This is a genomic window from Deinococcus detaillensis (genome assembly GCF_007280555.1).
GTDB classification, from domain to species: Bacteria; Deinococcota; Deinococci; order Deinococcales; family Deinococcaceae; genus Deinococcus; species Deinococcus detaillensis.
Map to the genome: position 1 here is coordinate 23,359 of NZ_VKDB01000008.1, position 23,084 is coordinate 46,442.

19 protein-coding genes and 1 pseudogene are annotated in these 23,084 nt (G+C 62.0%); 6 read left to right on the forward strand and 14 right to left on the reverse strand.

Features of this window, described 5'->3' with window-relative positions:
* Window positions 1–12: 12 nt before the first annotated feature.
* From FNU79_RS09260 to FNU79_RS09280, 5 genes are read right to left on the reverse strand one after another with little or no spacing between them, the layout of a single operon-like run.
* The gene (locus FNU79_RS09260; RefSeq protein ID WP_225429993.1) at window positions 13–1,212 is read right to left on the reverse strand and encodes a Gfo/Idh/MocA family protein; all 1,200 of its coding nucleotides are present in this window, start codon (window positions 1,210–1,212) and stop codon (window positions 13–15) included.
* On the reverse strand, window positions 1,209–2,072 hold the full coding sequence (locus FNU79_RS09265; protein ID WP_143720575.1) for a C40 family peptidase: 864 nt from the start codon (window positions 2,070–2,072) through the stop codon (window positions 1,209–1,211). Before FNU79_RS09265 ends, FNU79_RS09260 begins: the two co-directional genes overlap by 4 nt.
* Window positions 2,069–3,088, reverse strand: coding sequence for a dipeptidase (locus FNU79_RS09270; protein WP_143720639.1), 1,020 nt, complete (start codon window positions 3,086–3,088; stop codon window positions 2,069–2,071). The genes FNU79_RS09265 and FNU79_RS09270 overlap by 4 nt, the downstream gene beginning before the upstream one ends.
* Window positions 3,089–3,131: 43 nt before the next feature.
* Entirely contained in the window at window positions 3,132–3,791 is a 660-nt protein-coding gene (locus tag FNU79_RS09275) for an HAD-IA family hydrolase (protein ID WP_225429994.1), read from the reverse strand.
* Window positions 3,788–5,257 carry an alpha-amylase family glycosyl hydrolase gene (locus FNU79_RS09280; protein ID WP_143720576.1) on the reverse strand — a complete coding sequence of 490 codons (1,470 nt, stop codon included), beginning with the start codon at window positions 5,255–5,257 and terminating at the stop codon, window positions 3,788–3,790. The genes FNU79_RS09275 and FNU79_RS09280 overlap by 4 nt, the downstream gene beginning before the upstream one ends.
* Before the next feature lie 77 nt (window positions 5,258–5,334).
* Here FNU79_RS09280 and FNU79_RS09285 point away from each other — a divergent pair, with 77 nt between their 5' ends.
* Window positions 5,335–6,774, forward strand: a complete 1,440-nt coding sequence (locus tag FNU79_RS09285; protein ID WP_225429995.1) for an aspartate kinase — start codon at window positions 5,335–5,337, stop codon at window positions 6,772–6,774.
* Window positions 6,775–7,256: 482 nt separating this feature from the next.
* On the opposite strand, the gene FNU79_RS09290 is transcribed toward FNU79_RS09285, so the two are convergent.
* The 3 genes from FNU79_RS09290 to FNU79_RS09300 all read right to left on the reverse strand — a co-directional run bounded on the left by FNU79_RS09290 (window position 7,257) and on the right by FNU79_RS09300 (window position 10,821).
* Window positions 7,257–8,885, reverse strand: a complete 1,629-nt coding sequence (locus FNU79_RS09290) for a M20/M25/M40 family metallo-hydrolase (protein ID WP_143720577.1) — start codon at window positions 8,883–8,885, stop codon at window positions 7,257–7,259.
* A gap of 2 nt (window positions 8,886–8,887) precedes the next feature.
* Entirely contained in the window at window positions 8,888–10,219 is a 1,332-nt protein-coding gene (gene asnS, locus FNU79_RS09295; protein ID WP_143720578.1) for an asparagine--tRNA ligase, read from the reverse strand.
* A gap of 149 nt (window positions 10,220–10,368) precedes the next feature.
* Window positions 10,369–10,821 (reverse strand): YbjN domain-containing protein, encoded by a 453-nt coding sequence (locus FNU79_RS09300; RefSeq protein WP_143720579.1) that lies wholly within the window; start codon window positions 10,819–10,821, stop codon window positions 10,369–10,371.
* A gap of 208 nt (window positions 10,822–11,029) precedes the next feature.
* On the opposite strand from FNU79_RS09300, the gene FNU79_RS09305 reads away from it, so the two are divergent.
* On the forward strand, window positions 11,030–12,379 hold the full coding sequence (locus tag FNU79_RS09305; RefSeq protein WP_225429996.1) for an Nramp family divalent metal transporter: 1,350 nt from the start codon (window positions 11,030–11,032) through the stop codon (window positions 12,377–12,379).
* A 64-nt stretch (window positions 12,380–12,443) separates the two neighbouring features.
* Here FNU79_RS09305 and FNU79_RS19650 read toward each other — a convergent pair whose 3' ends face one another.
* The 5 genes from FNU79_RS19650 to FNU79_RS09330 form a co-directional block, all read right to left on the reverse strand.
* A complete protein-coding gene (locus tag FNU79_RS19650) occupies window positions 12,444–12,782 on the reverse strand; it encodes a septal ring lytic transglycosylase RlpA family protein (protein ID WP_318636138.1) in 339 nt (112 codons plus the stop codon).
* Entirely contained in the window at window positions 12,779–13,852 is a 1,074-nt protein-coding gene (locus tag FNU79_RS09315) for a M24 family metallopeptidase (protein ID WP_143720580.1), read from the reverse strand. Before FNU79_RS09315 ends, FNU79_RS19650 begins: the two co-directional genes overlap by 4 nt.
* 40 nt (window positions 13,853–13,892) lie before the next feature.
* Window positions 13,893–15,611: an aspartate--tRNA ligase gene (aspS, locus tag FNU79_RS09320; protein ID WP_143720581.1), complete on the reverse strand. Its 1,719-nt coding sequence runs from the start codon at window positions 15,609–15,611 to the stop codon at window positions 13,893–13,895.
* The gene (hisS, locus tag FNU79_RS09325; RefSeq protein WP_143720582.1) at window positions 15,608–16,957 is read right to left on the reverse strand and encodes a histidine--tRNA ligase; all 1,350 of its coding nucleotides are present in this window, start codon (window positions 16,955–16,957) and stop codon (window positions 15,608–15,610) included. Before hisS ends, aspS begins: the two co-directional genes overlap by 4 nt.
* Window positions 16,958–17,048: 91 nt before the next feature.
* The gene (locus FNU79_RS09330) at window positions 17,049–17,420 is read right to left on the reverse strand and encodes an IPT/TIG domain-containing protein (protein ID WP_143720583.1); all 372 of its coding nucleotides are present in this window, start codon (window positions 17,418–17,420) and stop codon (window positions 17,049–17,051) included.
* On the opposite strand from FNU79_RS09330, the gene FNU79_RS09335 reads away from it, so the two are divergent.
* Together FNU79_RS09335 and FNU79_RS09340 are read left to right on the forward strand one after the other, a co-directional pair.
* On the forward strand, window positions 17,419–18,387 hold the full coding sequence (locus tag FNU79_RS09335) for a diacylglycerol/lipid kinase family protein (RefSeq protein WP_225429997.1): 969 nt from the start codon (window positions 17,419–17,421) through the stop codon (window positions 18,385–18,387). The genes FNU79_RS09330 and FNU79_RS09335 overlap by 2 nt on opposite strands.
* Before the next feature lie 121 nt (window positions 18,388–18,508).
* Complete coding sequence (locus tag FNU79_RS09340; protein ID WP_143720584.1) at window positions 18,509–19,540, forward strand: tyrosine-type recombinase/integrase; 1,032 nt, start codon at window positions 18,509–18,511, stop codon at window positions 19,538–19,540.
* Between the two features lie 15 nt (window positions 19,541–19,555).
* On the opposite strand, the gene lnt is transcribed toward FNU79_RS09340, so the two are convergent.
* Window positions 19,556–21,010, reverse strand: a complete 1,455-nt coding sequence (lnt, locus tag FNU79_RS09345) for an apolipoprotein N-acyltransferase (RefSeq protein WP_143720585.1) — start codon at window positions 21,008–21,010, stop codon at window positions 19,556–19,558.
* Between the two features lie 110 nt (window positions 21,011–21,120).
* Here lnt and FNU79_RS09350 point away from each other — a divergent pair, with 110 nt between their 5' ends.
* Window positions 21,121–21,828, forward strand: coding sequence for a metallophosphoesterase family protein (locus FNU79_RS09350; RefSeq protein WP_143720586.1), 708 nt, complete (start codon window positions 21,121–21,123; stop codon window positions 21,826–21,828).
* A 150-nt stretch (window positions 21,829–21,978) separates the two neighbouring features.
* Window positions 21,979–23,010 (forward strand): annotated as a pseudogene (gene gap / locus FNU79_RS09355) (type I glyceraldehyde-3-phosphate dehydrogenase); the annotation flags it as partial.
* Between the last annotated feature and the right edge of the window lie 74 nt (window positions 23,011–23,084).

Below are 23,084 nucleotides of genomic sequence, written 5' to 3' on the forward strand. Positions count from 1 at the left end.
CAGTGAGTACACTTATGGCCCTGTCCTCGAGCGCTCAGCCCAAAAGGCCATCCGGTGCGAATCCAGTGACTCGGCAAGCGGCGTGGGCACGCCTGCCTCACCGCGCAAAAACGCCAGCCAAGCGCTGACCAGGCCAGTGTCGCCGCCACCGTGGTTGCCGCTGGCGTCTACTCGAACTAGGCTCACCGCGCCGCTGACAAAATCGTAAACCTCCACTTCGCCGCGCTCCATCTGCCCGCGCAACTCGCCGTGAGAGCCGAGCAGCTTGAGCGTCCGGGTGTTGTTGTGGGTAAAGGCGCTGGAAGTCAGCTGCGCCGTTACGCCGCTTTCAAAGGTGACGCTCACGGTTTGATGGTCGGCGACAGTGTTGAGGCCCAAATACACGCACTCGCCGTATGGCCCACTTTCCAGCGCTTCTTCTAAGCTCAGCCCGCCCGCCGTCAGCACCGTCACCGGCCACTGATCCACGGGCCGGGAGCGGTAAATCTGCCGGGCGTCGAAGGGGCAGGCCACCGCGCAGTCTACGCAGCGGTCTGCCGCGTCCACAGGCCGGTTCTCGGGCCGGAAGTGATGCAAGCCCCCCTGAGACTCCACCCGCACCGGCGCGGAGGCGGCCAACCAGCGCAGCACGTCCAGGTCATGCACGCTTTTGGCCAAGACAAACGGCGCAGTGGGCGGTGAGCGCCGCCAATTGCCGCGCACGAACGAGTGGGCGTAGTGCCACCAAGCCACGTTTTCCGATAAGGTGATGCCGACGAGTTGTCCCAGCCGTCCGCTGCGCACCACTTCAGCCACCGCCTGAAAAAATGGCGTGGTTCGCAGCACGTGGCAGACCGTGACCTGTCCGCTACTGGCGGCCTCGGCGGCGAGCAAAGTCTCCAACTCCGCTTCGCTGAGGCACACCGGCTTTTCGAGCAGGACTTGATAGCCGAGGGCCAGCGCTGCCAAGCACGGCTCCAGATGCTGATGATCCGGCGTGGCGATTACCACCGCGTCGGCGACTTTGCCCAGCTCGAAAAAGGCGTTCCAATCGCTGAACTGCCGCTGCTGATCCACGCCGCAGCGGGCCGCGACTTCCAAGAGCCGACTGGGGCGGGTTTCCACCAGATGGGTGATTTCTGCGCCCTGCGCCGCCAAATGCCGCGCGTAGACGTCCGCGCCCCGGTTGCCGCAGCCGATGATGGCCACCTTGGTTTTGCCCGCCCTGCTCACACCGGCCACCGCCCGAATCCCAGCAAGCCCGCCTTTAGCCGTTTGCCGTACTCGCCCTCCCCCAACGTCTCCACGCTGACGGCCATCTGCGTGGCGTTGGCGTGAACCATCCGCTCTGCGCCGAGCATCACGCCGACGTGTCCAGCAAAAAATGCCAGGTCGCCGCGCCGCGCCGTGCCGACTGGCCTCAAAGCGGCTTGCTGCTGATCGGCGTCACGCGGCAGGCCGCGCCCAAAGGCGGCGTACACCAGTTGGCTCAGGCCCGAACAATCCAGCCCCCAGGCGCTGCGCCCGCCCCAGACATACGGCGTGTCCACAAATCTCAGCGCCAGCGCCGCCGAGTCCGTGTCTGACAGCGGCTCAGCACAGACGGCCTGTACGAAGCCGCCCTCCACAGCGAGCCACTGCCGCCCGCCCTCGCTCACCATTTCACCGCTGCCGCCCGCCAACTCCGCGCCCAAGCACACCTCTGCCACTTTCTGGGCTTTGATGCTCGGCTGGGCGTAGACGTGCCCGCGCAGCGCCGTGATCTTGAGCGGCGGTCTTTGCAGTGGCGCTACAGACTGCTCAGCCAAGCCCTCTACCCGCGCAAAGCCCAGATAGCCGTCGTGCAAGGTTCTGAGCCAGGCCCAGCCGTCAGGCCGCTGCACGATGATTTCCAGCGCCTCGCCCGGCAGCGCTTCGCTGACCTGCGGGCTGAGGGCGTCAGGCCGGGCCCGCAGGCTCAGCCGCGCCGCGCCGCAGCGGGCCGCCACCGGCTCCACGAACCGGAACGAAGTGTCCAGCCTTCCCAGCAGTGAAAGTTCGGCGAGCCGGCCCACTTCGTCGTAAGCGTGAATCCGGCTGTCCAGTTCGCTCACAGGTTGGCCCCCAGCCACCTCAGCCAGTTGCCGCCCATCACGCCGTCACGCGCTTCATCCGGAAACACCTCGGCCAAGCGTCCCAAGTCGCTGGCCTGATCAATTCCCAGCGGCGTTTTCTCGTTGCCGAAGCCGCCGTCGAGGTCGCTGCCCAGCCCGACTTTGTCCCAGCCGATCAGCTCGGCGTACCGCTCGGCGTGGCGCAGCACCTGCTGCAACTCCACACGCGGGTCGCCCAGCACCCAGCCGCCTTTTAGGAAGCTGTCGACCAGCACCAGCCCGATGATCCCGCCGCGCTCTCCGATGGCGCGGGCCATCTCGTCGCTCAGATGCCGGTTGCCCTCCGCCGAACCGAGCTTCAAGACCGCTCGGCTGTTGCTGTGTGAAGCAAAGCAGCGCGGTTGGAGTTCTACAGCCTCAAAAAAAGCCTGCTCATCGAGATGTGACAAATCCTGAGCCACCCCGAGTTCGCGCATTCCGGCGAGCAGCTCGCGCCCGCGCTCAGTCAGTGGCCCAGCCGCCGCCGTGCCGCCCGCGAAGCGCGTTTTGCCCCAGCTCAGCCCGATGGCCCGCACGCCCTCCTTATGCCAAAACGGCAAGTCGTCCACGTCTCGCAGCGGATCAGCGCCTTCCATCAGCAGCACCACGCCCAGCGGGGAAGCCGCCGGATCGCCCAGGTGTTGGTCATACTTCGCGGCGTGCGCCGAAATCTCGGCTCCGCTGCCCAGCAGCCGAATAAACCCGCCGTCCTGCCAGCGCTGGTACTGCTCCAACTGGCTGATGGCCTGCGCCCGCGCTCCGCGCCAATCGGTGTAGCCGGCGTGGTCATTGGTCTGCGGCGCGGCAAACAGCGTGCCCAAACACAGCCCCACACCAGCCCGCCGCAGCTCCTCAAAGCTGACGGTGGCGGTCTGCCCCTCCACCGGATCGCACGCCCGCAGTGCCCCGAGTCCCAACGTCAAATCCCGTCCCAGTGAAGCGTTGTACGCCAAATCCAAATGCCCATCAATCCACATATTCACTCCTTGAATATATACAAGACCACAAGTATTTAGACTCTCACACCAACTTCAACACCTCTTCCAACTCCCAAATCGCCCCCTCCGCCTGACCGCTCAAGTCCACCAGCTCGGCCCGCATGCCCACCGCCCGCGCCGCCAAGACATTTTCCAGCTTGTCATCCAAAAACAACACCGCCGCCGGCTCGACCTCCAGCACCTGGGCCGCCAGCAAAAACACTTCGGCCTCGGGTTTGTGGACGCCCAGCAAGCAACTGCTCAGCGCCACGTTCACCACGTCGGCCACCCCAATCGCCTGCAAGGTGGGCCAGATGTCGGGCAAGGTGTTGCTCAGCACCCCGGTTTTCAGGCCACGCCGCCGCAGTTCCAGCAGCACCCCACGGGCCTGCGGTGCGGGCTTCATAAAAGCGTGATAGGGAAACTGTGCCACCAGCGCCGTTCCCTGTTCGGCTCTCAGGCCCAGCCCCGCCGCCAGCCGCGCCGCGTAGTCTTGCCAAAAGACCTGCTCATCGCCGAGACTGCGCAGCGCCCACCAACCGCCAAACTCGGTTTCCCAGTGCCGCCGCATGACGCCGAGCACCGTGCGGGCCTCCAAGCCAAACTGCTCGGCGGCCCACTCGGCAGCCTGGTGATACACCGAGGCGTCCATCACGCTGAGGGTGTCGTCGCGGTCAAAGAGAACGGCTTTGATCCTCGTCACAGTTTCCCCAGTATGAACGCCGCCGCCGTCTTGGGCGGCAAACTCAGGTGCAAGTACCCGCCTGAAACGCTCATCTTGGCGCTGCTGAGCGTTTCACCCGGATCGAGAAACAGCCCCCGCGTCAGCGCTTGAGGGGCCAGCGAAGTCTTGACCGAGTAGCTGGCCCGCCCATCGCCGTTATGCCAAACCACCAGCACCCTTTGTCCGCTCTTTTTGTCTTCGCGCAGCAGCACCATCAAGTTTGCGCTGAGGCTGTCCGGCAGGTTCAAGCGCGTCTGTGTTCCCAGCGAAAGCGCTGCCGAGGCCCGCCGCACCTTGATGGCGTTTTTCGTGACTTCAAAAACCTGTTTCTCGGCTGGCGTCCACTGGCTTTCAAAACGCATATCGCGGCGGTTGTCGGGGTCTGCGCCGCCGCGCATGGCGATCTCGGTGCCCTGCCAGATCACCGGCACGCCGCGCAAGGTCATCAGCGCCCGCAGCCCGTACTTGGTGCGCTGAATGCCGGTGTCTTCAAATAAGCTGCCCTGCGCGAAACGCGGCAAGTCGTGGTTGTCCAAAAACAGCGCCACCTCATCCGGCTTGGGTACGCTGTTCAGGGCGTCGAGGGCGCTGGCCACCCGGCTCAGCCCGCTGCCGCCCATGACGCTCTGCTTCATAGCGTCTTGAAGTTGGAAATCGAACAAGCTGTCAAATCCGGCTTTTTGATACTGGGCAACGCTCAGCGCGTCGGCTCCGTAATACTCGCCGAGCGTCCACGTCCCCGCCGCTTTATCACGGGTCAGCAGCGCCGTCAAAAAGTCTTGCGGCACATTCTTGATGGCGTCGTAACGGAAGGCGTCTACTCCCTGGCCGCGCCAGTACGCGTCATTCTGAAACAAAAAGTCCTTCACGGCCGGGTCTTCTTGCCGCAAATCCGGCAATCCGGCCAGCGGGCAGACCACGTCTTTGTTGGTCGCCTTGTCACAGTCGGCTTGCGTGTGAAACCAGCTCGGCTGGGCCTGCACGGCAGGGGCCAAGTACCCGAAGTGATTGATGACCTGATCCAGCACCACCTTAAAGCCGCCCGCGTGCGCCGCCTTGACCAAGTCCTCCCACTGCGCCTGCGTGCCGAAATGCGAATCCACCTTCCTGAAGTCGGCGGGCCAGTAGCCGTGATAAGCGTCGGTGTCAAAGCTGCGGCCCGTTTGCTGCTGATAAATTGGCGTCAGCCACACCGCCGAGACCCCGAGGTCAGTCAGGTAACTCAGCTTGCTGGTCAAGCCCGCCAAATCCCCGCCGTGCCACGCCCGGGGGTTTGCGAGATCCGCATCGCCGTCGTTGCTCGGGTCGCCGTTAAAAAAGCGGTCGGGCATCACCTGGTAAATGACTTGTCCAGCAAATGACGCCGCCGAAAGTGACGCTGCCGAAGCAGGGGAGAGCAGCGCGGCACTCAGGAAAGCGAGTACGGGGAAAGAGCATTTGGCCATGCCCAGCAGTTTACCCGCCCTGCTCCCTGTTATACGCTCCGCCCGTTGCCCGCGCCGCATGCCGTAAACTGCTGGGCATGCCTGAACAGCCCTCACTCCTCGTCATGAAATTCGGCGGCACCAATATGGGTGACGCCGCCGCCATTCGCCACTCGGCGTACCTCTCGCAGCGCAGCTCTAAAGAAGGCGTCAAGGTGGTGGTGGTGGTTTCGGCGATGGCGGGCGTGACCAATCAACTGCTCGGGATCGCCGAAGCCGCTGAAAAAGGCGACATCGCGCTGGCCAACGACCAGATCGCGGGCCTGAGAACCCGCCACTTCACGGCGGCCCAAGACCTCGGCGCGGCTCCTGACAGCGGAGTGGTGCGCGAAATCCGTGAACTGCTCGAAACCCTGCGCCAAGCTGTCTACGGCGTGTACTTGCTGCGCGAACTCACCCCGCGAAGCCGCGACCTTATCGTGGCCTTCGGCGAGCGTTTATCGGCTCCGTTGATGGCGCTGGGGCTGAGTAGCCTCGGAGCGCGGGCCCATCACCTGACCGGCGGGCAAGCCGGCATCGTCACCGACAGCCATTTCGGCAGCGCCCGTCCGCTCAGCACGGCGGCGGGGCGCATCCGTGACCGGCTCAGCGGTCTGCTCGACGCTGGCCTGACGCCGGTGATCGCGGGATTTATGGGCGAAACCGAAAAAGGAGCCATCACCACGCTGGGGCGCGGCGGCACCGACTTTTCGGCGACCATCGTGGGCGCGGCTCTGCACGCTGACGAGGTCTGGGCCTGGAAAGACGTGGACGGGGTGATGTCAGCCGATCCCCGAAGCGTGATGGGCGCACAAAATATTGCCCAGCTCAGTTACGGCGAGGTGATGGAGCTGGCTTACTTCGGAGCCAAGGTGCTGCACCCGCTGGCGGTCACGCCGCTGCAAGAAGCGGGCATTCCGCTGAGGGTCAAAAGCGCCGCTGACCCTGACTTTGCTGGAACTCTGGTCACCAGCGAGGCCCAAACCGACGGCCAGCACCCGGTCAAAGCGGTCACGGCCATTCGCGGGGTCAGCATCATCAACGTCTCCGGCGCAGGCATTTTGGGTGTGCCGGACGTGGTGGCCGACCTCTTCGCGGCGCTGGCCAGAGAAAACATCACCCTGCTGATGGTTTCGCAGTCGAGCAGCATGAGCAACGTCTCGCTGGTGATTTTGGGCAGCGACGAGGAGCACACGCTGGCGGCCCTGACTCCGCCGATGGGCGGCCGGCACCTGCAAGTGGACGTGCAGCGCGGCGTGGCGGTGCTGGCCATCGTGGGCGCGGGAATGCGCGGCACCAAGGGCGTCTCGGCCAAGCTGTTCAGCGCCCTTGCAAACGCGGATATCAATATCTTGATGATCTCGCAGGGATCGAGCGAGCTGAATATCAGCGTGGCGATCGAAGGTGCGGACGTAGAACACGCCACCCGCACCGTGCACAGCGCCTTTGGCCTGGACGCCGAGCCCGTCACCGACAAACCTGTCACCGACACGCGCTGACCAGCCAATTTTTTTGGGCAGGGCGTGGCCACAGTAGCCACGCCCTGCTGTCCTTATGACCTCTGGCTAGGTGTAGGGAGGCGATCCCTAAGCCGAGTGAGCTTTATTCTAAGCCAAAGCGCTCAGCTTATTGCTGCGCCGTCTGGCTGACGCGCTGATCACCTCACAGGCGGATGATAACGGCACACCAAAGGACGGTTCACTCCACCGCCCACAGGGAGCCCGTTATGTTCGCTGATTTCCACCGTCAACACCTGATCGCTCAGGAACGCATACAGTATCTCCGCGAGGAAGCCAGCTGCGCCCGCCTGCTCAGGCAAGCGCCGAGCCAAAGCGCCCCCTGGAGCTTTTGGAACTTCCTGCGTCCCCGTACGCCGCGCCCTGTCTCGGCTTGATGCCCTGCCCACTCTTTAGCTCATTTTCTTATCTTATTGAAAGCGGCGAACCAGGATCAAAGGTTCGCCACATCTTTTTTTGCTTATTTATCCAGCGCTCAGCCGTGCCCGCACAACCGCTCCAAGCAGCTGCGGCAACACTTCAAAAGCATACGGCTGATACACCCGCTCGGCACGCTGATGGTAATCGCGTCCCCACGGGCCGATGTTGACCACCGGTAAGCTGAGCCGCTCGCCTGTTTCTTCTTCTAATCGCATCCGGACTGTCCAAGCCGGGGTGTTGGCCCGTAGCAGTTTTGCTGAGGTGCTCTGAGGATCCTCCTGACTCAAAAAGCTCATGTCCGAGACACCGGGAAAAAAGGGGCGGGCTGTGACCTTGACGCCGAACTGGGCTTCGGCGGCCCGGATGCCCGCTTCCACCGCGCTGAGCAGGGCCAGTGACCCCGCATCCTGGCCGAGTTCCACCGCCGGATACGGCAGCGAACCGAAGCCGATAACGGCGGCTGGGCCGGTGAGGCCTGCTTCCTGCACCGCCGCCAGGGTCAGCTGCTGACACAGGCGCGGGGTGTCCAGTTCGGGCGCGGCCGCTCTGGCCAGAGCTTCCAACCGCCGCAAAGCCGCTGTTCCGCCCCGCTTCTCTACCCGTTCCAGTAACTCGGCATAGGTCAAGGTCGGCATGCCTTCACTGTTCATTTCGGCAGCCGCGCCGCAGGCCCGCGCCCGTTCTGCGATGTTTTCCAAAGCCGCCGTCATCCCGGCTTCCACCGCCGCCCGGAACTGCGCCAAAGCCTGCTCGGGCGTGCGGGAGCGCAGCAGCATGTTAAAGGCGCACCACATCCCCGGCGGCGTGGTCACGTCGTAGGAGGGCTTGAGGTCGCTGAGTTGCAACAATACCGGCGGCGGCCCGGGTTCTGAAGGATGCGGGTCCATCAAATCCGGATGCAGTTCGACGCTCCGCAGCACTTCCGCGAGCAGCAGCGCCGCGCTCACGCCGTCAAACGGCGCTCCGGCGTGGGTCGGGCGTCCCAGCAGCAACGCCGTGGGCAAGACTTTGCCGACGCTGCCCAAAAAGACGCTGCGGCCGAGCTCGCCGCTGCCGCTGTCCACCTCGGCGTCCAAGTTGAGGGCGCACAGCAGCTTGAGTTCATGTATGCGCTCAATGTCCGGCAGCTGCCGCACCAGCGAGCGCATGCCGTGCGAATTCTCTTCTTCGTCCGGCACCGCCACGAACAACAGGTTGCCGCGCTCGCCGCTTTCAGCCCACTCCTCCAGCAGCGCTAGGCCCGCCGCCAGCCCGCTTTTCATGTCCAAGCTGGCCCGCCCGAACAGGTACTCGCCGCTGGCCAAATCCGCTAAAGCCAAAGCATCAGTCTCAGCAGACAAAACGCTGGGCAGCGCAGCGGCCAGTGCGTCCGGCGAGAAGGCCAGCGCCTCCAGCTCGCCGTAATTGCTGACGCTCACCACGTCGTAATGCCCGGTCAGCAGCACGGTCGCAGCGACACGATCTTGGCCGCGCACCAGAGCGCAGACGCAAAAGCGCTCAAAGGGGTCGTGTAAGGTTTTTTCGAGCCAGACTTGATCCGGACGCTCAGCGAAGTACGGCAATTTGAGCAGCTCTCTGCGCAGCCAAGGCCCAAAGGCTCCTTCTCCCGCCGTATTGGTGACGCTCGGCTGGGCCACCAGTTGGCGTGTCCAGTCTTCAGCCCGCCGGCGCATGGTTACGGATACATCCGCGTGAGCATCCTTGGGAAGGCGATCGCCTCGCGGATGTGATCGATGCCGCACACCCACGCCACGAAGCGCTCGAGGCCCATGCCGTAGCCAGCGTGCGGCACGCTGCCGTAGCGGCGCAAATCCAAGTACCATTCAAAAGCGTCGAGCGGCAAGCCCTGCTCGTCGATCCGCTTTTTGAGCAACTGGTAGTCGTGAATGCGCTGAGAGCCGCCGATGATTTCGCCGTAGCCTTCCGGGGCAATCATGTCGTCGCACAGGGCCAGGCGCGGGTCTTCGGGGTCAGGCTGCATATAAAAAGCCTTGATCGCCGCCGGATACTTCTCGATGATGACGGGCCGGTCAAACTTGGAGCCGACGATGGTTTCGTGCGGCGCTCCCAAATCGTCGCCCCACTCGACGGGCTGGGTCTCCGGCGAGACATTGGGCGGCAACTCGCCGGAGGCCAAGGTCTCGCGGATCAATTCCAGCGCCTGCGTGTAGCTCACGCGGGGAAAGTTGCCTTCGGCGGCGGGCTTCAGCTTCTCGGTGTCGCGCCCCAGCAAGGTCAGCTCCTCGCCGCACTGCTCCAGCACGCGGCGCACCAAAAAGCTGACCATCCGCTCTTGCAGCGCCATATTTTCAAGGTGAGTGCTGGGAGCCACTTCCGGCTCGATCATCCAAAATTCGAGCAGGTGACGGCGCGTCTTGGATTTCTCGGCCCTGAAGGTCGGCCCGAAGGTGTAGACCTTACCGAAGGCCAGCGCTCCCGCTTCGGCGTGAAGCTGCCCGGTCTGAGAAAGGAAGGCTTTGTCTTCACCGAACAGATCGATCTCAAAGAGCTCGGTGGAGTCCTCGGCGGCATTGGGCGTAAAAAAAGGCGCGTCGAAGCGGATAAAGCCTTCCGCGGCAAAAAAGTCCACGATCCCGCGCTCGACGGCGTCACGAATGCGCAAAATGGCCCAGGGACGGCGGTGACGCAGCCACAGGTGGCGGTGGTCTTGCAAAAACTCGATGCCGTGTTCTTTGGGGGTAATTGGGTACTCGCCGGAGCCGCCCACCACTTCCAAGTTGCTGACCGAAAGCTCAACCCCGCTGGGTGAGCGCTCGTCGGCCCGCACCACTCCGGTCAGGCGCAGGCTGCTTTCCTGCGTCAGGTGCTTGGCGACTTCAAAAGTCTCCTCACTGACGTCGGGCTTAAATACGGTGGCCTGCACAAAACCGCTGCCGTCGCGCAGCTTGAGAAACTGCAATTTACCTTTGCCGCTCTTATCGGTTAGCCAGGCGTCGAGGGTCACGCTCTGACCGATCAATTGGGGAAGTTCACGAATAGAGGTCATGGACTCAAAGTATAAAGCGCCAAACTCCTCCAAGAAGCGAAACCTGCTGATAGAACCTATTTTCACAAGCTAATTTATAAAATATTTATTTCACAAATTCGGAACCAAAAAAGAGCCGGGGAGATTCCCTCGGCTCCTGACAGGGCGGTTTAAGCTTGCGGCTGGGGCTGGGTGATCTGCACGCCTTCGAGGAACGCGTAATCGTCTTGGAAGTGCATCAGCACGCCGCCGAAGAGGGTGTCGAAGGTTTCTTGGGGCATTTCGGTCAGCGTGGGGTAAAAGCCGACGTATTCGAGCCAGACGTTGCCGTCGTTATCGATGCTGCGGGCAAAAGCGCGTTCGCGGTTGCGCTCGTTGAGAATGCCCATGATCTCGTCTTTGCGCTCGGCGTAGGTCTTTTGGGTCACGCAGGTGACTTCGAGGCGCGAGGTGTTGTTGGGGCCGTCGTTGACGCTGACCAGCACGGCGGCGTCGCCCATCTCAAAGCGCCAGCCCATGCGGATAAAACGCTGGCCATTGTTTTCTTCCATATCCAGCTGGACTTCGCGCTCCTTGAGGTACTTGGCGATGGTTTCCAGCGTGAGCAATGCAGTTTCGGTCATGGGGTACTTCCTCCTGAGAATTGATGCCTGCAAGATTCTATCGCAAATAGGTGCTGTATGGAGCCATCCCCACCATCGCTAAAGAATATATATACATAAAGAGCCATACACATACAGAGGAGGCCAGCCCCTCGCATGAGACTCAGCTCTCCTCCCTATAACACTCCCCCCTTGAAATTTAGTTTTAGGTAAGCCTAAAATCGAAGGTGTGAATATCCGCATGAACAAGCAAGCCAACAAAGAAAGTGGCTGGCGTCAGGAAAGTCTGGGCGAGTCCTTGAGCGACGTCGCCCGCATCAAGGTGGATTACAGCCAGCCGGCTTGGAAGCGCTTTATATCTTTTCTGGGGCCGGGGGCGCTGGTGGCGGTGGGCTACATGGACCCTGGCAACTGGGCCACCTCCATCGCGGGCGGCAGCGCCTACGGCTACACCCTGCTGAGCATGGTGCTCATTTCCTCATTGATGGCCATTTACTTGCAGGCCCTTTCGGCCCGCCTGGGTATCGCCACCGGGCGCGACCTGGCGCAGGCTTGCCGCGACCACTTCAGCAAACCCGCCGCTATCATGCTGTGGCTCTCGGCGGAAGTGGCCATCATCGCCACCGATCTGGCCGAGGTGATCGGCACGGCGATTGCGCTCAATTTGCTGTTCGGGATGCCGCTCGTTCTCGGCGTGTGCCTGACGGTGGCCGACGTATTGCTGATCTTGCTGCTGCAAAACAAGGGTTTCAAATACGTCGAAGCGCTGGTTATCACCTTGATTGCCACCATCGCCGTGGCCTTCCTCTTCGAAATGATCTTTTCCAAGCCTGAGCTTGCGCCGCTGCTGGGCGGTCTGGTGCCTTCCAAGCAGCTGCTCGACCCTGCCGTGCTCTACGTCGGCATCGGCATCCTGGGCGCAACGGTGATGCCGCACAATTTGTACCTCCACTCGGCCATCGTCAACACGCGCGGTTACAGACGTGACCAGGAAGGCAAGCGAGAAGCCATCAAGTTCGCCACCTGGGACTCGAGCATTGCGTTGACGTTCGCCTTTTTTATCAACGCCGCCATCCTGATTCTGGCTGCCGCCGCCTTCCACTACGCCGGGCGCACCGACATCGCTGAGATTCAGGACGCTTATAAACTCCTCTCGCCGATGCTGGGGGCGGGCGCGGCCAGCATTTTGTTCGCGGTGGCGCTGCTGGCTTCGGGCCAGAACAGCACCCTGACCGGCACGCTGACCGGGCAGATCGTGATGGAAGGCTTTGTCAACATCCGCCTCAAGCCGTGGATCCGGCGGCTGATCACCCGGCTGATCGCTATCACGCCCACCCTCGCGGTGGTGCTGATCTACGGCGAAAAAGGCACCGGCAGCTTGTTGATCCTCTCACAGGTGGTGCTCTCGATGCAGCTCTCGTTCGCGGTGGTACCGCTGATGATGTTCACGACCGACAAACGCAAGATGGGCGAATTCGCGGTCAATCCGTTCTGGAAGTGGGTCGGCTGGTTCATTACCGCCCTGATTATTGGCCTGAACGTGTTCTTGCTGGAGCAGACCTTCTTTCCGTCGGCCTGATTCCCGCAACTCAAAAGCAGGAGGCCAGGGTCAACGCTAACCCCGGCCTTCTGCTCTTTGTTAATTACCGCCGCCCGTACTTCAGCACCCGCACGTCCACCGCCGCTATGCCCTGCGAGAGAATGCCCAGCCTGGCCGCCGCCGTGCGCGACAAATCGATGATCCGGCGGCTGTTGCCGAACGGCCCCCGGTCATTGATCAGCACGTCCACGCTATGCCCGCTTCTGAGCGTAACCCGCACCCAAGAACCCAGCGGCAAGGTGCGGTGGGCGGCGGTCATGCGGGTATAAGGATTGTATTTGCCGCCGTAATAAACGGCCTGTCCCGGCACCGCCAGCGCCAAAGAAGCGGACGCCAACACCACAACGAGTATTCCTTGAAGTGCCACTTTCTTGAAGATCAAAACCGCTCCTTGGGACTGTGCGACAGCACCCGCGAGCCTTCGTCTGTCACCAGCACCAGATCTTCGATGCGCACGCCGCCGAGGTGTTCGATATACACGCCCGGCTCGATGGTGATGACCATTCCGGCTTGCAAGACTTCTTCGGAAGTGCTGCGCAGGCCAGGCCCCTCATGGACATTCAGGCCCACGCCGTGGCCCAGCGAGTGCACGAAAGCGTCGGCCAGGTCGTAGCGGCCTAGCACCTCGCGGGCCAGCGCGTCCAGGTCGGCAGTTCTGACACCGGGTTTGATGGCCGCCAGCGCCGTTTCCTCAGCTTCGAGAACCGCCGTGTACATTCGCCGCTGACTTTCACTGACCTCGCCCAGCGCCAACGTGCGGGTGGAGTCGGAGAAGTAGCCGCCGAGCCGAGCGCCGAAATCGATGGTCACCAACTCGCTCTCCGCCAGCACCTTGTCCGAGGCCCGGCCATGGGGCAATGCTCCGCGTACGCCGCTGGCGACGATGGTCTCGAAAGCGGGGCCGTCCGCGCCCAAACGCCGCATGGCACTTTCTAAAGCCAGTGCCAGGTCTTGTTCCCGCGCTCCGGCCTTGATCAGCGGCAGGATTTCGGCGAAGGCGGCGTCGGCAATCGCCTGAGCCTGCTCGATCAGCTGCACTTCCGCTTCAGATTTGATCAGCCGCAGTCCCTCCACCACGCCGCTGAGCGGTGCGGGTTCAGCGGGCCAGTGCGCCTGCAACTCGCCAAGCTCCGCTACCGTCAGGTGCTGCATTTCAAATCCGACGTTCAGGCCCGAGAGGAGCGGCGCGGCGTGCTGCAAAGTCTCGGGCGAGCGGGCGATGAACACCGGAATGGCCGATTCCTGAGCGGCCTGCAAGGTGTAGCGGCCATCGGTATACAGCCACGCCCCGTCCGGCAAAATCAGCGCTTTGGCGTCTTCAGGACTGGAAAAGCCGCTGAGATAGTTCACATTCTCCGGCTGACTGACCCACAGGGCGTCCACGCCCGCTGATTTGAGGGCCGAGCGAACGGCAGTTAGGCGTGCTGAAAAATCTGATTGGTGCTTTGACATGCTTTAACACTCCTTTTTAAGTTCAACGACGTGGTCGTCTTTACTCAAGGACAGCCACGCCCAATTCGGCAAGCTGCGCGGCGTTGACGCTGGACGGGGCCTGCGCCATGAGGTCGCTGCCTTTGTTGTTTTTGGGAAAGGCGATCACTTCGCGGATACTGCTCGCCCCGCTCATCACCATGATAAGGCGGTCAAAACCCCAAGCGACGCCGCCGTGGGGAGGCGTGCCGGAAGCCAGCGCGTCCAGAAAAAAGCCGAACTGGGCGTGGGCTTCTTCTTCGGAAAAGCCGATGGCGCTGAACATCTGCCGCTGCACTTCGGGGTCGTGAATCCGCACCGAGCCGCCGCCGACTTCAAAGCCGTTGAGCACTAAATCGTAAGCTTGGGCGCGGATTTCGCCTTGCCGCTGGGTGCCGAACAGCGCCAAATCCTCGGGGTGCGGCGCGGTGAAGGGGTGGTGCATATACGTCCAGCGCTGATTGTCCTCATCGTATTCGAGCTGGGGAAAATCGGTGATCCAGACGGTTTCAAAGCCAGCAGACGCCAGATTCAAGAGGTCGCGCAGCGCCGTGCGAACCGCCCCAAGTGCCGTCACTGACTTTTTCCACTCGCCCGCCGCGAAGAGGAGCGTGCCGCCCTGCTCGACGCCTGTTCGGCTGAGCAGCTTCCCACTGACTCCCCCCACAAATTTGCTGATGCCGCCGGTGAAACCCTCGCCGTCTCGCCGCAGCCAGGCCAGTCCCCCAGCTCCGTTCTGCTTAGCGACGCGCTCAAGCTCATCAATTTGCTTGCGGGTCAGTTCACCGGTCGCCAGCACCTTGACGCAGGCCGCGTTTGCAAACGCCGCGAACTCGCCGCCCGCGAACAGATCGGTCACGTCTACAAACGGCAAACCGAAACGCAAGTCGGGCTTGTCGGAGCCGTAAGTGTCCATGGCCTGCTGATAGGTCAGGCGCGGGAAAGGGGAGGGCAAGTCCACGTCGAGCGCCGTTTTGAAGACGTGGCGCAGCAAGCGTTCGTTGAGATCGAGAATGTCTTCCTGGTTCACGAAGCTCATTTCAATGTCGAGCTGGGTGAAATCCGGCTGGCGGTCGGCACGCAGGTCTTCGTCTCTGAAGCAGCGGGCCAGCTGAAAATAGCGGTCCACGCCGGCGATCATCAGCAGCTGTTTAAAAAGCTGTGGGCTTTGCGGCAAGGCGTAGAACTCGCCGGGGCTGAGCCGGGAAGGCACCAGAAAATCGCGTGCGCCCTCGGGGGTGCTGCGGGTCAGCATCGGCGTTTCGACGTTGATAAAGCCTTCCGCTGTCAGAAAAGCAGTGATGGCGGCGGAGACTTGCGAGCGGATCAGCAGTTTTTGGAACATCTCCGGGCGGCGCAAATCGAGGTAGCGGTATTTGAGGCGGATGTCTTCGGACACGTCCTCGCCTTTACTGAGTTCAAACGGCGGCGTCACGGCGGCGCTGAGCACTTGGGCCGCATCGGCGATCAGTTCATACGCGCCCAGCCCTTCCTTGCGCTGGCTTTCGGGGCGCAGGCGCAGCGTGCCGGTAAATTCAGCCACGTATTCGCCGCGCATCCGGTCGGCTTCGGCAAAAGCCGGGGAGCCGGGTTCGACCTGAACTTGCAGCAGACCGCTGCGGTCACGCAGGTCAATGAAAATCAGCTTGCCGAGGTCGCGCCGCCGCGCCACCCAGCCCTGTACAGTGACGGTTTGATCGAGGTAAGGTTCGAGGTCGCTCAGGTACGCGGTGCGCTTCATCGGGTCTCCAGTGCTGGTGGGGTGGGTGCGGAGTCTGGGCTTGGCATTTCAGAGAACAAATCGGAGAGCAAAAGGGCATTCAGTTCGGCCACCGGCACTTCGCGCTGAACGCCGCTTGAGAGGTGCTTGAGCATCACGCTGCCGCGCCCGGCTTCCTCGCTGCCGATCAATGCGGCGTAAACGGCTGTGCGCCGCTCGGCTTCTCTGAAGACATTGCCGGGTTTGAGTGCCCGGTAAGCGAACTCGGCGCGGGCGACGGCGCGGATGCCCAGTGCCACGCGGGCCGCCAGATCCACTTGCTCAGCGTCCAGCGCCGCGACGTAGACCAGCGGGCCGGCGGTGAGCGGCCACTTGAGGCCCTCGGCGTCCATGGCAATCAGGAGGCGTTCGATACCGAAGGCCCAGCCCACCGCCGGCGTCTCGGGGCCGCCGAGTTCTTTGGCCAGCCCGTCGTAGCGCCCGCCGCCGCCGAGGGCCGACTTGGCTCCGACGCCCTGGTGGTGCAGTTCCCAGGCGGTGCGGCGGTAATAATCCAGGCCGCGCACGATGCTGGGGTCGAGGTCATATGGCACACCCCAGGCGTCCAGATAGCCGCGCACTTCCTGAAAATGGGCGCTGGCTTCCTCGCCTAAAAAGTTGAGCATCGGCTCGACGTTGAGCTCTACGATCAGGGCCTGGTCATCTCTACTTTTGGAATCCAGAATCCGCATCGGATTGCGCGTCAAGCGGTCTTGCGAATCGGCAGAGAGGCGCTCGGCGTGTGGCGTGAACAGCTGGCGCAAATAAGCGTCGTAGCGCTCCCGGTCCGCCGGGTCGCCCACCGATCCGAGCTTGATCCTCGCGCCGGTCAGCCCGAGTTCCTGCACGACCTGCACCATCAACCAGATCGCTTCGGCGTCCACCAAGCTTAGCGCACTGCCGATCACCTCATAATCGACTTGGTGAAACTGCCGCAGGCGGCCTTGCTGGACATTCTCGGCGCGGAACATCGGCCCGTGTGTCCAGAGTTTTAAGGGGCTGGGAAGCTGCTTGAGGCCGTTTTCCAAGTAGGCCCGCACGATGCCCGCCGTGCCCTCGGGGCGCAGAATATAGCCGCCGTGCTCTCCGGCATAGGTGACGGTAAACATCTCTTTGCGCACGATATCGGTGCTGCTGCCCACGCCGCGCTGCACCAGATCGGCGTATTCGAACAGCGGCGTTTCCATCCACTGCGCTCCGCCGCGCTCCAGCACCCGCGCGGCCGTTTGGGTCACGTGAGAAAAAGCGGAGGCGCTGAGATCGGCTCTTAACTTGGGACTGCCATCCGGCAAGTGGTCTTGGGTGCCTTTGGGACGCTGAAGTGACATAGGGGAGAGTATAGACGGTGAGCGGGGCGCAGGCGGACAGCTTTACTCTGTCCCCTGCGCCCCGCTCACCTCTGCTCACGAACGGCCGCTCTTACTGACTGCTTACGCTAAACGGGAGGCCGGTGCTCTGCCGTCCGTTGACTTCGATATACAGCCAGCTTCCGCCGGCTGGGGCGTTCGCCGGAACGTTGAAGACGATTTCGCTGTCGGTCCACGACACCACCGACGCTGCGGGAATCAGGTAGCCGCCTGAGCCGTTTTCGTCCGCGCCCAAACGGATGCGCCCGGTGGCAGGGCCGCCGAGGTAGCGCCCCTGAATCATCACGGCTGCGCCTTTGGCCGCGCCGGACGAGACTTTGACCAGAACCGGCGTTTGGGTCACGCCCATCACCGTACCGACACGCGGCGCACACGAAGAGAGTGTGCCCACCAACAATAAAGAACCCAGCAAGAATATACGCATGACTTTACCTCCGTCTCCGCAGTCTAATGGCTGGATGAACGCCAAGCCTACCCCCCCCAAACGCGCCCTGCTGATCTTTAATCCCAAATCCGGCAAGGGACCGAGCCCACTGCCGCGCTTTATCGCCGCGCTGGGTGAAAGAGGCTGGCACGTTGACGCCGAGGAACTTCCCCAAAAAGGTGAACTGGAAACCCTGCTGAGCAGCGCCGAGCACTACAGCGCCGTGATCGCGGCGGGCGGCGACGGCACCGTCAGCAGCATCGCGTATGTCCTCAGAAACCGGGGCGTGCCGCTGCTGGCTTATCCGGCAGGCACGGCGAATTTGATTGCTCAAAATTTGAATCTGCCGGAAGATCCGCAGGAGCTGGCACAGGTGGTGGACGAACTCAGGGCTGTGTCTATCGATCTGGGCGAGTTGAGTGTCGCGGGCAAATCGCACGGCTTCGTGCTGCTGGCAGGCGCGGGAGCGGACGCGGCCATGATCGAAGGCGCAGAAGGCCTCAAAGACCGGCTGGGCGTGTTCGCTTACGTGGTCAGCGCCCTCAAGCAGCTGAGTCCCAAGACCACCACCTTTCACTTGACCCTTGACGGCAAAGCGCAGGATGTGGACGCCATGGCGGTGATGGTCGCCAACTTCGGGATGGCCAATTTCCGTTTGCCGATTGCGCCGGGGGTCAGTCCCAACGACGGGCAGTTCGCAGTGCTGGTGCTCAAAGCTGGATCGGTTTTGGAACTCCTGCCCAATTTACTCGACTCGCTGCGGGCCAAGCTCAATTTGGGCGAGCCGGTGTTCGGCAAAAATATCGATGTTTTTTCGGCCAGTGAAGTGGAGGTCAGCACCGAGGAACCGTTCCCACTGCAGTACGACGGCGAAATTCATGATGAAACCACGCCGTTTACCGCCCGCGTTTTACCGAAAGCGGCGCTCCTGCTGACCGGGGCAAGTCAGGAAGAATTGGAGACTTGAGGACGTGAAGCGTTTTTCTTGACTCGCCCCAGCATAACTTCAATGGTTGACCTTAAAACGCTTGCTGGCATTCCCATTTCCTACGTTCTATAATTTCACTTATGAAACCTAAGAGATTCCGTTGACCAGTTCAACCAGTTCTGCTCTCGTTCTGGCTTCTCGCTGGGCTTCGGCGTCTAATCGCCGCCGTGAAGGCCTCCGGGCGGCGCATTCCCAAGATGCTGAAGTTCTTACCGATCTGCTCCACACTTACTTGCGGCTCAAATCCAGCAAAGGCGGTCGCATCAGTGAACTGACCCTGGCGCACTACGCCGAGTCGCTTAGAAAGTTTTTGGCGTTTACAGGGCCAGCCGCGTCGCCGCAACACGCGTTGACTCAACTCGAGCCGGAGGTCTTCGAAGTCTGGCTGTTGGACTTGCAGGCACAGGGGCTGTCGGCATCCAGCGTCAAACGCCACTTCTACGGCGTGCGGAATATGATGCGGGCTTTGGTGTGGGCCGATGTTTTAAAAATCGATCCCAGCACCAGTGTGCGCCCGCCTGCCGAGAGCGAGGCGGCCCACACTCGCAAGTCGGCCCTCAGCGCGGCGACGTTTAGAGCCCTCTTGGCTTTGCCTGCCGCCGAGCATCCCAGTGACCCCACCCGCGCCGCCCGCGATTACGCTTTGCTGCTGCTGGGCGGTCAATTTGGGTTGCGGGCCGCCGAATTGGTCGGACTGAATCTGGACGACCTCGACCTCAGTCTCAGTCACGTGGTGGTGCGCGGCAAAGGCAAAAAGACCCGGCAGGTGCCGCTTACTGCGCGGGCCTTAGAAGCGCTCGGCACTTGGTTGCGCCTGCGCCAAAGCCTGGTGAGCGCTTCGCCCGCGCTGCTGCTCTCGCTGAGTCACCGCAACGCGGGTGGGCGGTTGACCACCAAGGGAGCGCGGGACATTGCCGGACGTTATTACCTTGCTCTTGGGCTTCCACCTGCGCTGTGGGGCCTGCATACGCTGCGGCGCACGGCGGGAACGCAGCTCTACAGAGCCACCCGTGACTTGCACGTGGTGGCCGACGTACTGGGACACGCTTCGGTGAACACCAGTGCGATTTACGCCAAGATGGATACTTCGATTCGGCGGGAGGCTTTGGCGGCAGTTGAAGAGTTGGAGTAAAGACTCTTATATATATTACTGGGTACGGCGGCGGTCGAGCCTGAGTGCGTAGCCGAGCAGCAGCAGCGCGGCGATCAGGGCTGGAACGTCACCCAGACGCATATAAAGGGTGGTGGCGCTCAGGAGCGGATATTCGGCGTGAAGGACGCCTTCGCCTTCGGTGAGGGTTTGTACCGGCTCACCGAGATCATTGATCACGGCGGCGACCCCTTTGTTGACGCTCCGCAGCACGTAACGCCGTGTTTCGATGGCCCGTACCCGGCCCATATCGAAGTGCTGCCAGACGCCCCAGCCGGTGTACCAGCCGTCGTTGCTGACATTGACCAAGACCTGCGCTCCCTGAAGGGCCATCTGACGAGACACGTGGGCCACGATGCTGTCATAGCAGATGTAGACGCCGTAGAGCACGCCGCCGAGGGGAATGGGCGCGTAGGACTGACCAGGAAACTGGGGATTGAAGCTGCCCAGATTCAGCGATTGGTAGATCGAGCTGTAAAGACCGTTGAACGCCCCACTCAGCGGGTAATACTCACCCATCGGCACCGGGTGGGCTTTGTCGAAGCTGCCGGTGATGCGCTGCCCGTCCCAACCGATCGCGGTGTTGCGCGGATACTGATACATGCCGTAGAGGCCGGGCGCGGGGACTTCTCCAATGCGCTCCGGATACAGCAGCGCCGTTTCACTCCAGACGGTCACCTCACCCGCTCGGCGCTGCTGACTGAGTTGGAGTTGAGCTTGCCACTGCTGCTCTAAGTCTTGACCGGTGACTTTGGCAAACGAATCGAGATTGGTGCGGAGTAAGAGCGCCTTGGCGGGCGGCCCCTCCCCTGCCGTGCGGGTGAGGCCGTAGCCGAGGGCCGCCAGCCACAACACCGCCATCAGTGCAGCGGGGCGCGGATTTTTGGTTTGCGCAAGCGTGACCAGCGCCGCTGCCGAAGCGGTCAGGAGCGCCGTCAGCAGCAACACGCCGCCGAGGTCGGCCACCTGGATGAGTGGGGTTCTGAGGAAGGTGTAGCCCAAGCCCGACCAGGGAAAAGCCAGCGCCCCCAGCGTCCTGAGCCATTCCAGAATCACCCAGCCGCCCGCCAGTCCCCACAAGCGGCCCTGCGGCGTTTTGAAGGCGGCGGCGACCAAGAACGCCATCAGCGCCCAGAAGATGCCTTCCAGTACGAACAGCAGCGACAACGTCAGCGCCGAGAGCGGCCACGCCAGTACCGAAGGCAAGCTGCCGTCTTTGGACATCAGGTCTTGCATAAAGACCACCAGCCAAAAGAGCTGGGCGGCAAAAAAAGCGCTGATGGCGATCAATGTCTGCAACGTAAGTTGTTTGACGCTGGGCTGGCGGCTGAGATGCCCGAGTAAAAGGGCGAGGGGGACAACAGTCAAGATGCTCCAAGCCAGCGGCAGACCGCACAGAGCCAGACACACGCCGAAAGCGGCGGATAAAACAGCGGGGGGAAGGCGCGGCATCAGCTTTGAAGTGTAGCAAGGGCCCAGATGTGGAAAAATGGGCATATAGGGAAAAGGTCAAGCCAGGAAGCTGTCAATGCGGCCGCTCCTTGAGGTAATCTGGGCTTACCTTGCGAATTGCTTTTATCAGTGACCTCCACAGCAATATTCACGCGCTGACTTCAGTGCAGCGGTTTTTGAGCGAACATATCGTCAACTCGGTGGTGGTGGTGGGCGATTTGGTCGGCTACGGCGCGTCGCCCGGGCCAGTCATTGACTTCGTGCAGCAGGCAGGCTGGAAAGTTGGCCTTGGCTCGAGCGATTTGCGGGTGTCGATGGCGTTCGGTGAGCGCGAATCGCGGCGTGGGATCGCCGATCAGGTTCTGAACTGGACACGCGAAACCCTCGCACCGGAGCAGCTCGAATACCTGCGCCGTTTGCCGGTGGGCGGACGGATTATGACGCCAGTCGGGCGCATTCGTTATTTTCACGGTGCGCCGCACGACCCCGAGGCCCGCCTCGATTTGATGGCCCCCGAGGCCCAAATGCAGGAACTGGCCGAGCAGCTCAGTTCGCGGGTGGTCGTCTCGGCAGGCACCCACGTGCCGTTTGTGCGCACCATCGGCGACACTATTTTCATTGATCCCGGTTCGGTGGGCTTGAGCCTGAATCACGAACCCGGCGCGGACGTGATTATCATCGACGCCGCTGGCCGCAGACCCAAAGTCAGCATGCACAAAGTGCCGTATGACTACTCGTCGGCGGCCTTCGACATCATGGCCTGGAATTTGCCGCCAATCATTGCCGACGTGATCCGCAGCGGGAAGATGGGGAGTTGAGGGAAGAGGTGTGCGCCAACAGGTACAGTTACATACCCCTTGCTCCTGTCCGAAGGTGTACCGAGTACACTTGTCCAGTCGATACCGACGCCGACTTGACGAAGCTGCGGTAAACTGGTGGTTGAGTGAACAACCAAAAGCGGCTGGGCAGCGCACCTTAAGCGCTCAGTCACAAAGGGGCAACATATGAAAGTAGGCATTAACGGATTTGGCCGGATTGGCCGTTTGGTGTTCCGGGTTCTGGAAGCGCGTGGCGTGGAAGTCGTGGCCATCAACGATTTGACCGACAACAAAACGCTGGCGACCTTGCTCAAGTACGACTCCACCGCTGGGAAGTTTGACGGCACCGTCAGCTACGACGACGACTCGCTGACCGTCAACGGCAAAAAGATTCACGCCTTGGCCGAGCGCGATCCCGCCAACATCAAGTGGGGTGAGCTGGGCGTGGACATCGTCATCGAGTCCACCGGCATCTTTACCAGCCGCGAGGGAGCCAGCAAGCACCTCGCCGGCGGCGCGAAGAAAGTCCTAATCACCGCGCCGGCCAAAAACGAAGACATCAGCATCGTGCTGGGCGTCAATGAGCAGGATTACGATCCCAAAAACCACCACATCATTTCGAACGCTTCTTGCACCACCAACAGCTTGGCCGCGCCGATGAAACTGCTCGACGAAGCCTTCGGCATCGAAAAAGCCATCATGACCACCGTCCACAGCTACACCAACGATCAGCGCCTGCTCGACTTACCGCACTCTGATCTGCGCCGCGCCCGGGCCGCCGCTGTCAACATCATCCCCACCTCGACGGGCGCGGCCAAAGCCGTGGCGCAGGTCTATCCCAAGCTCAAAGGCAAGTTTGACGGTACCTCCCTGCGCGTGCCGACGCCGGTGGGCAGCATCAGCGACGTGGTGGTCATTCTGGGCCGCGACGTGACGGCGGACGAAGTCAACGCGGTGTTTAAGAACGCCGCCGAGGGCAGCCACAAGGGCATCATCAGCTACACCGAAGACCCCATCGTGCTGCAAGACATCGTGGGCGATTCGCACAGCGCCATCATCGACGGCGGCCTGACCATGGCGATGGGCAATCTGGTCAAGTTTTTCAGCTGGTACGACAACGAGTGGGGCTACAGCAACCGGATCGCGGATTTGACGCAACTGGTGAGCGAGAAAGGCGTTTAAGTCAAGCAAATCGAACGTTGAGTCGTGAAGGGTGGGCTATGGGTGAAAACAGCTCATGGCCCATCACCTTTGTA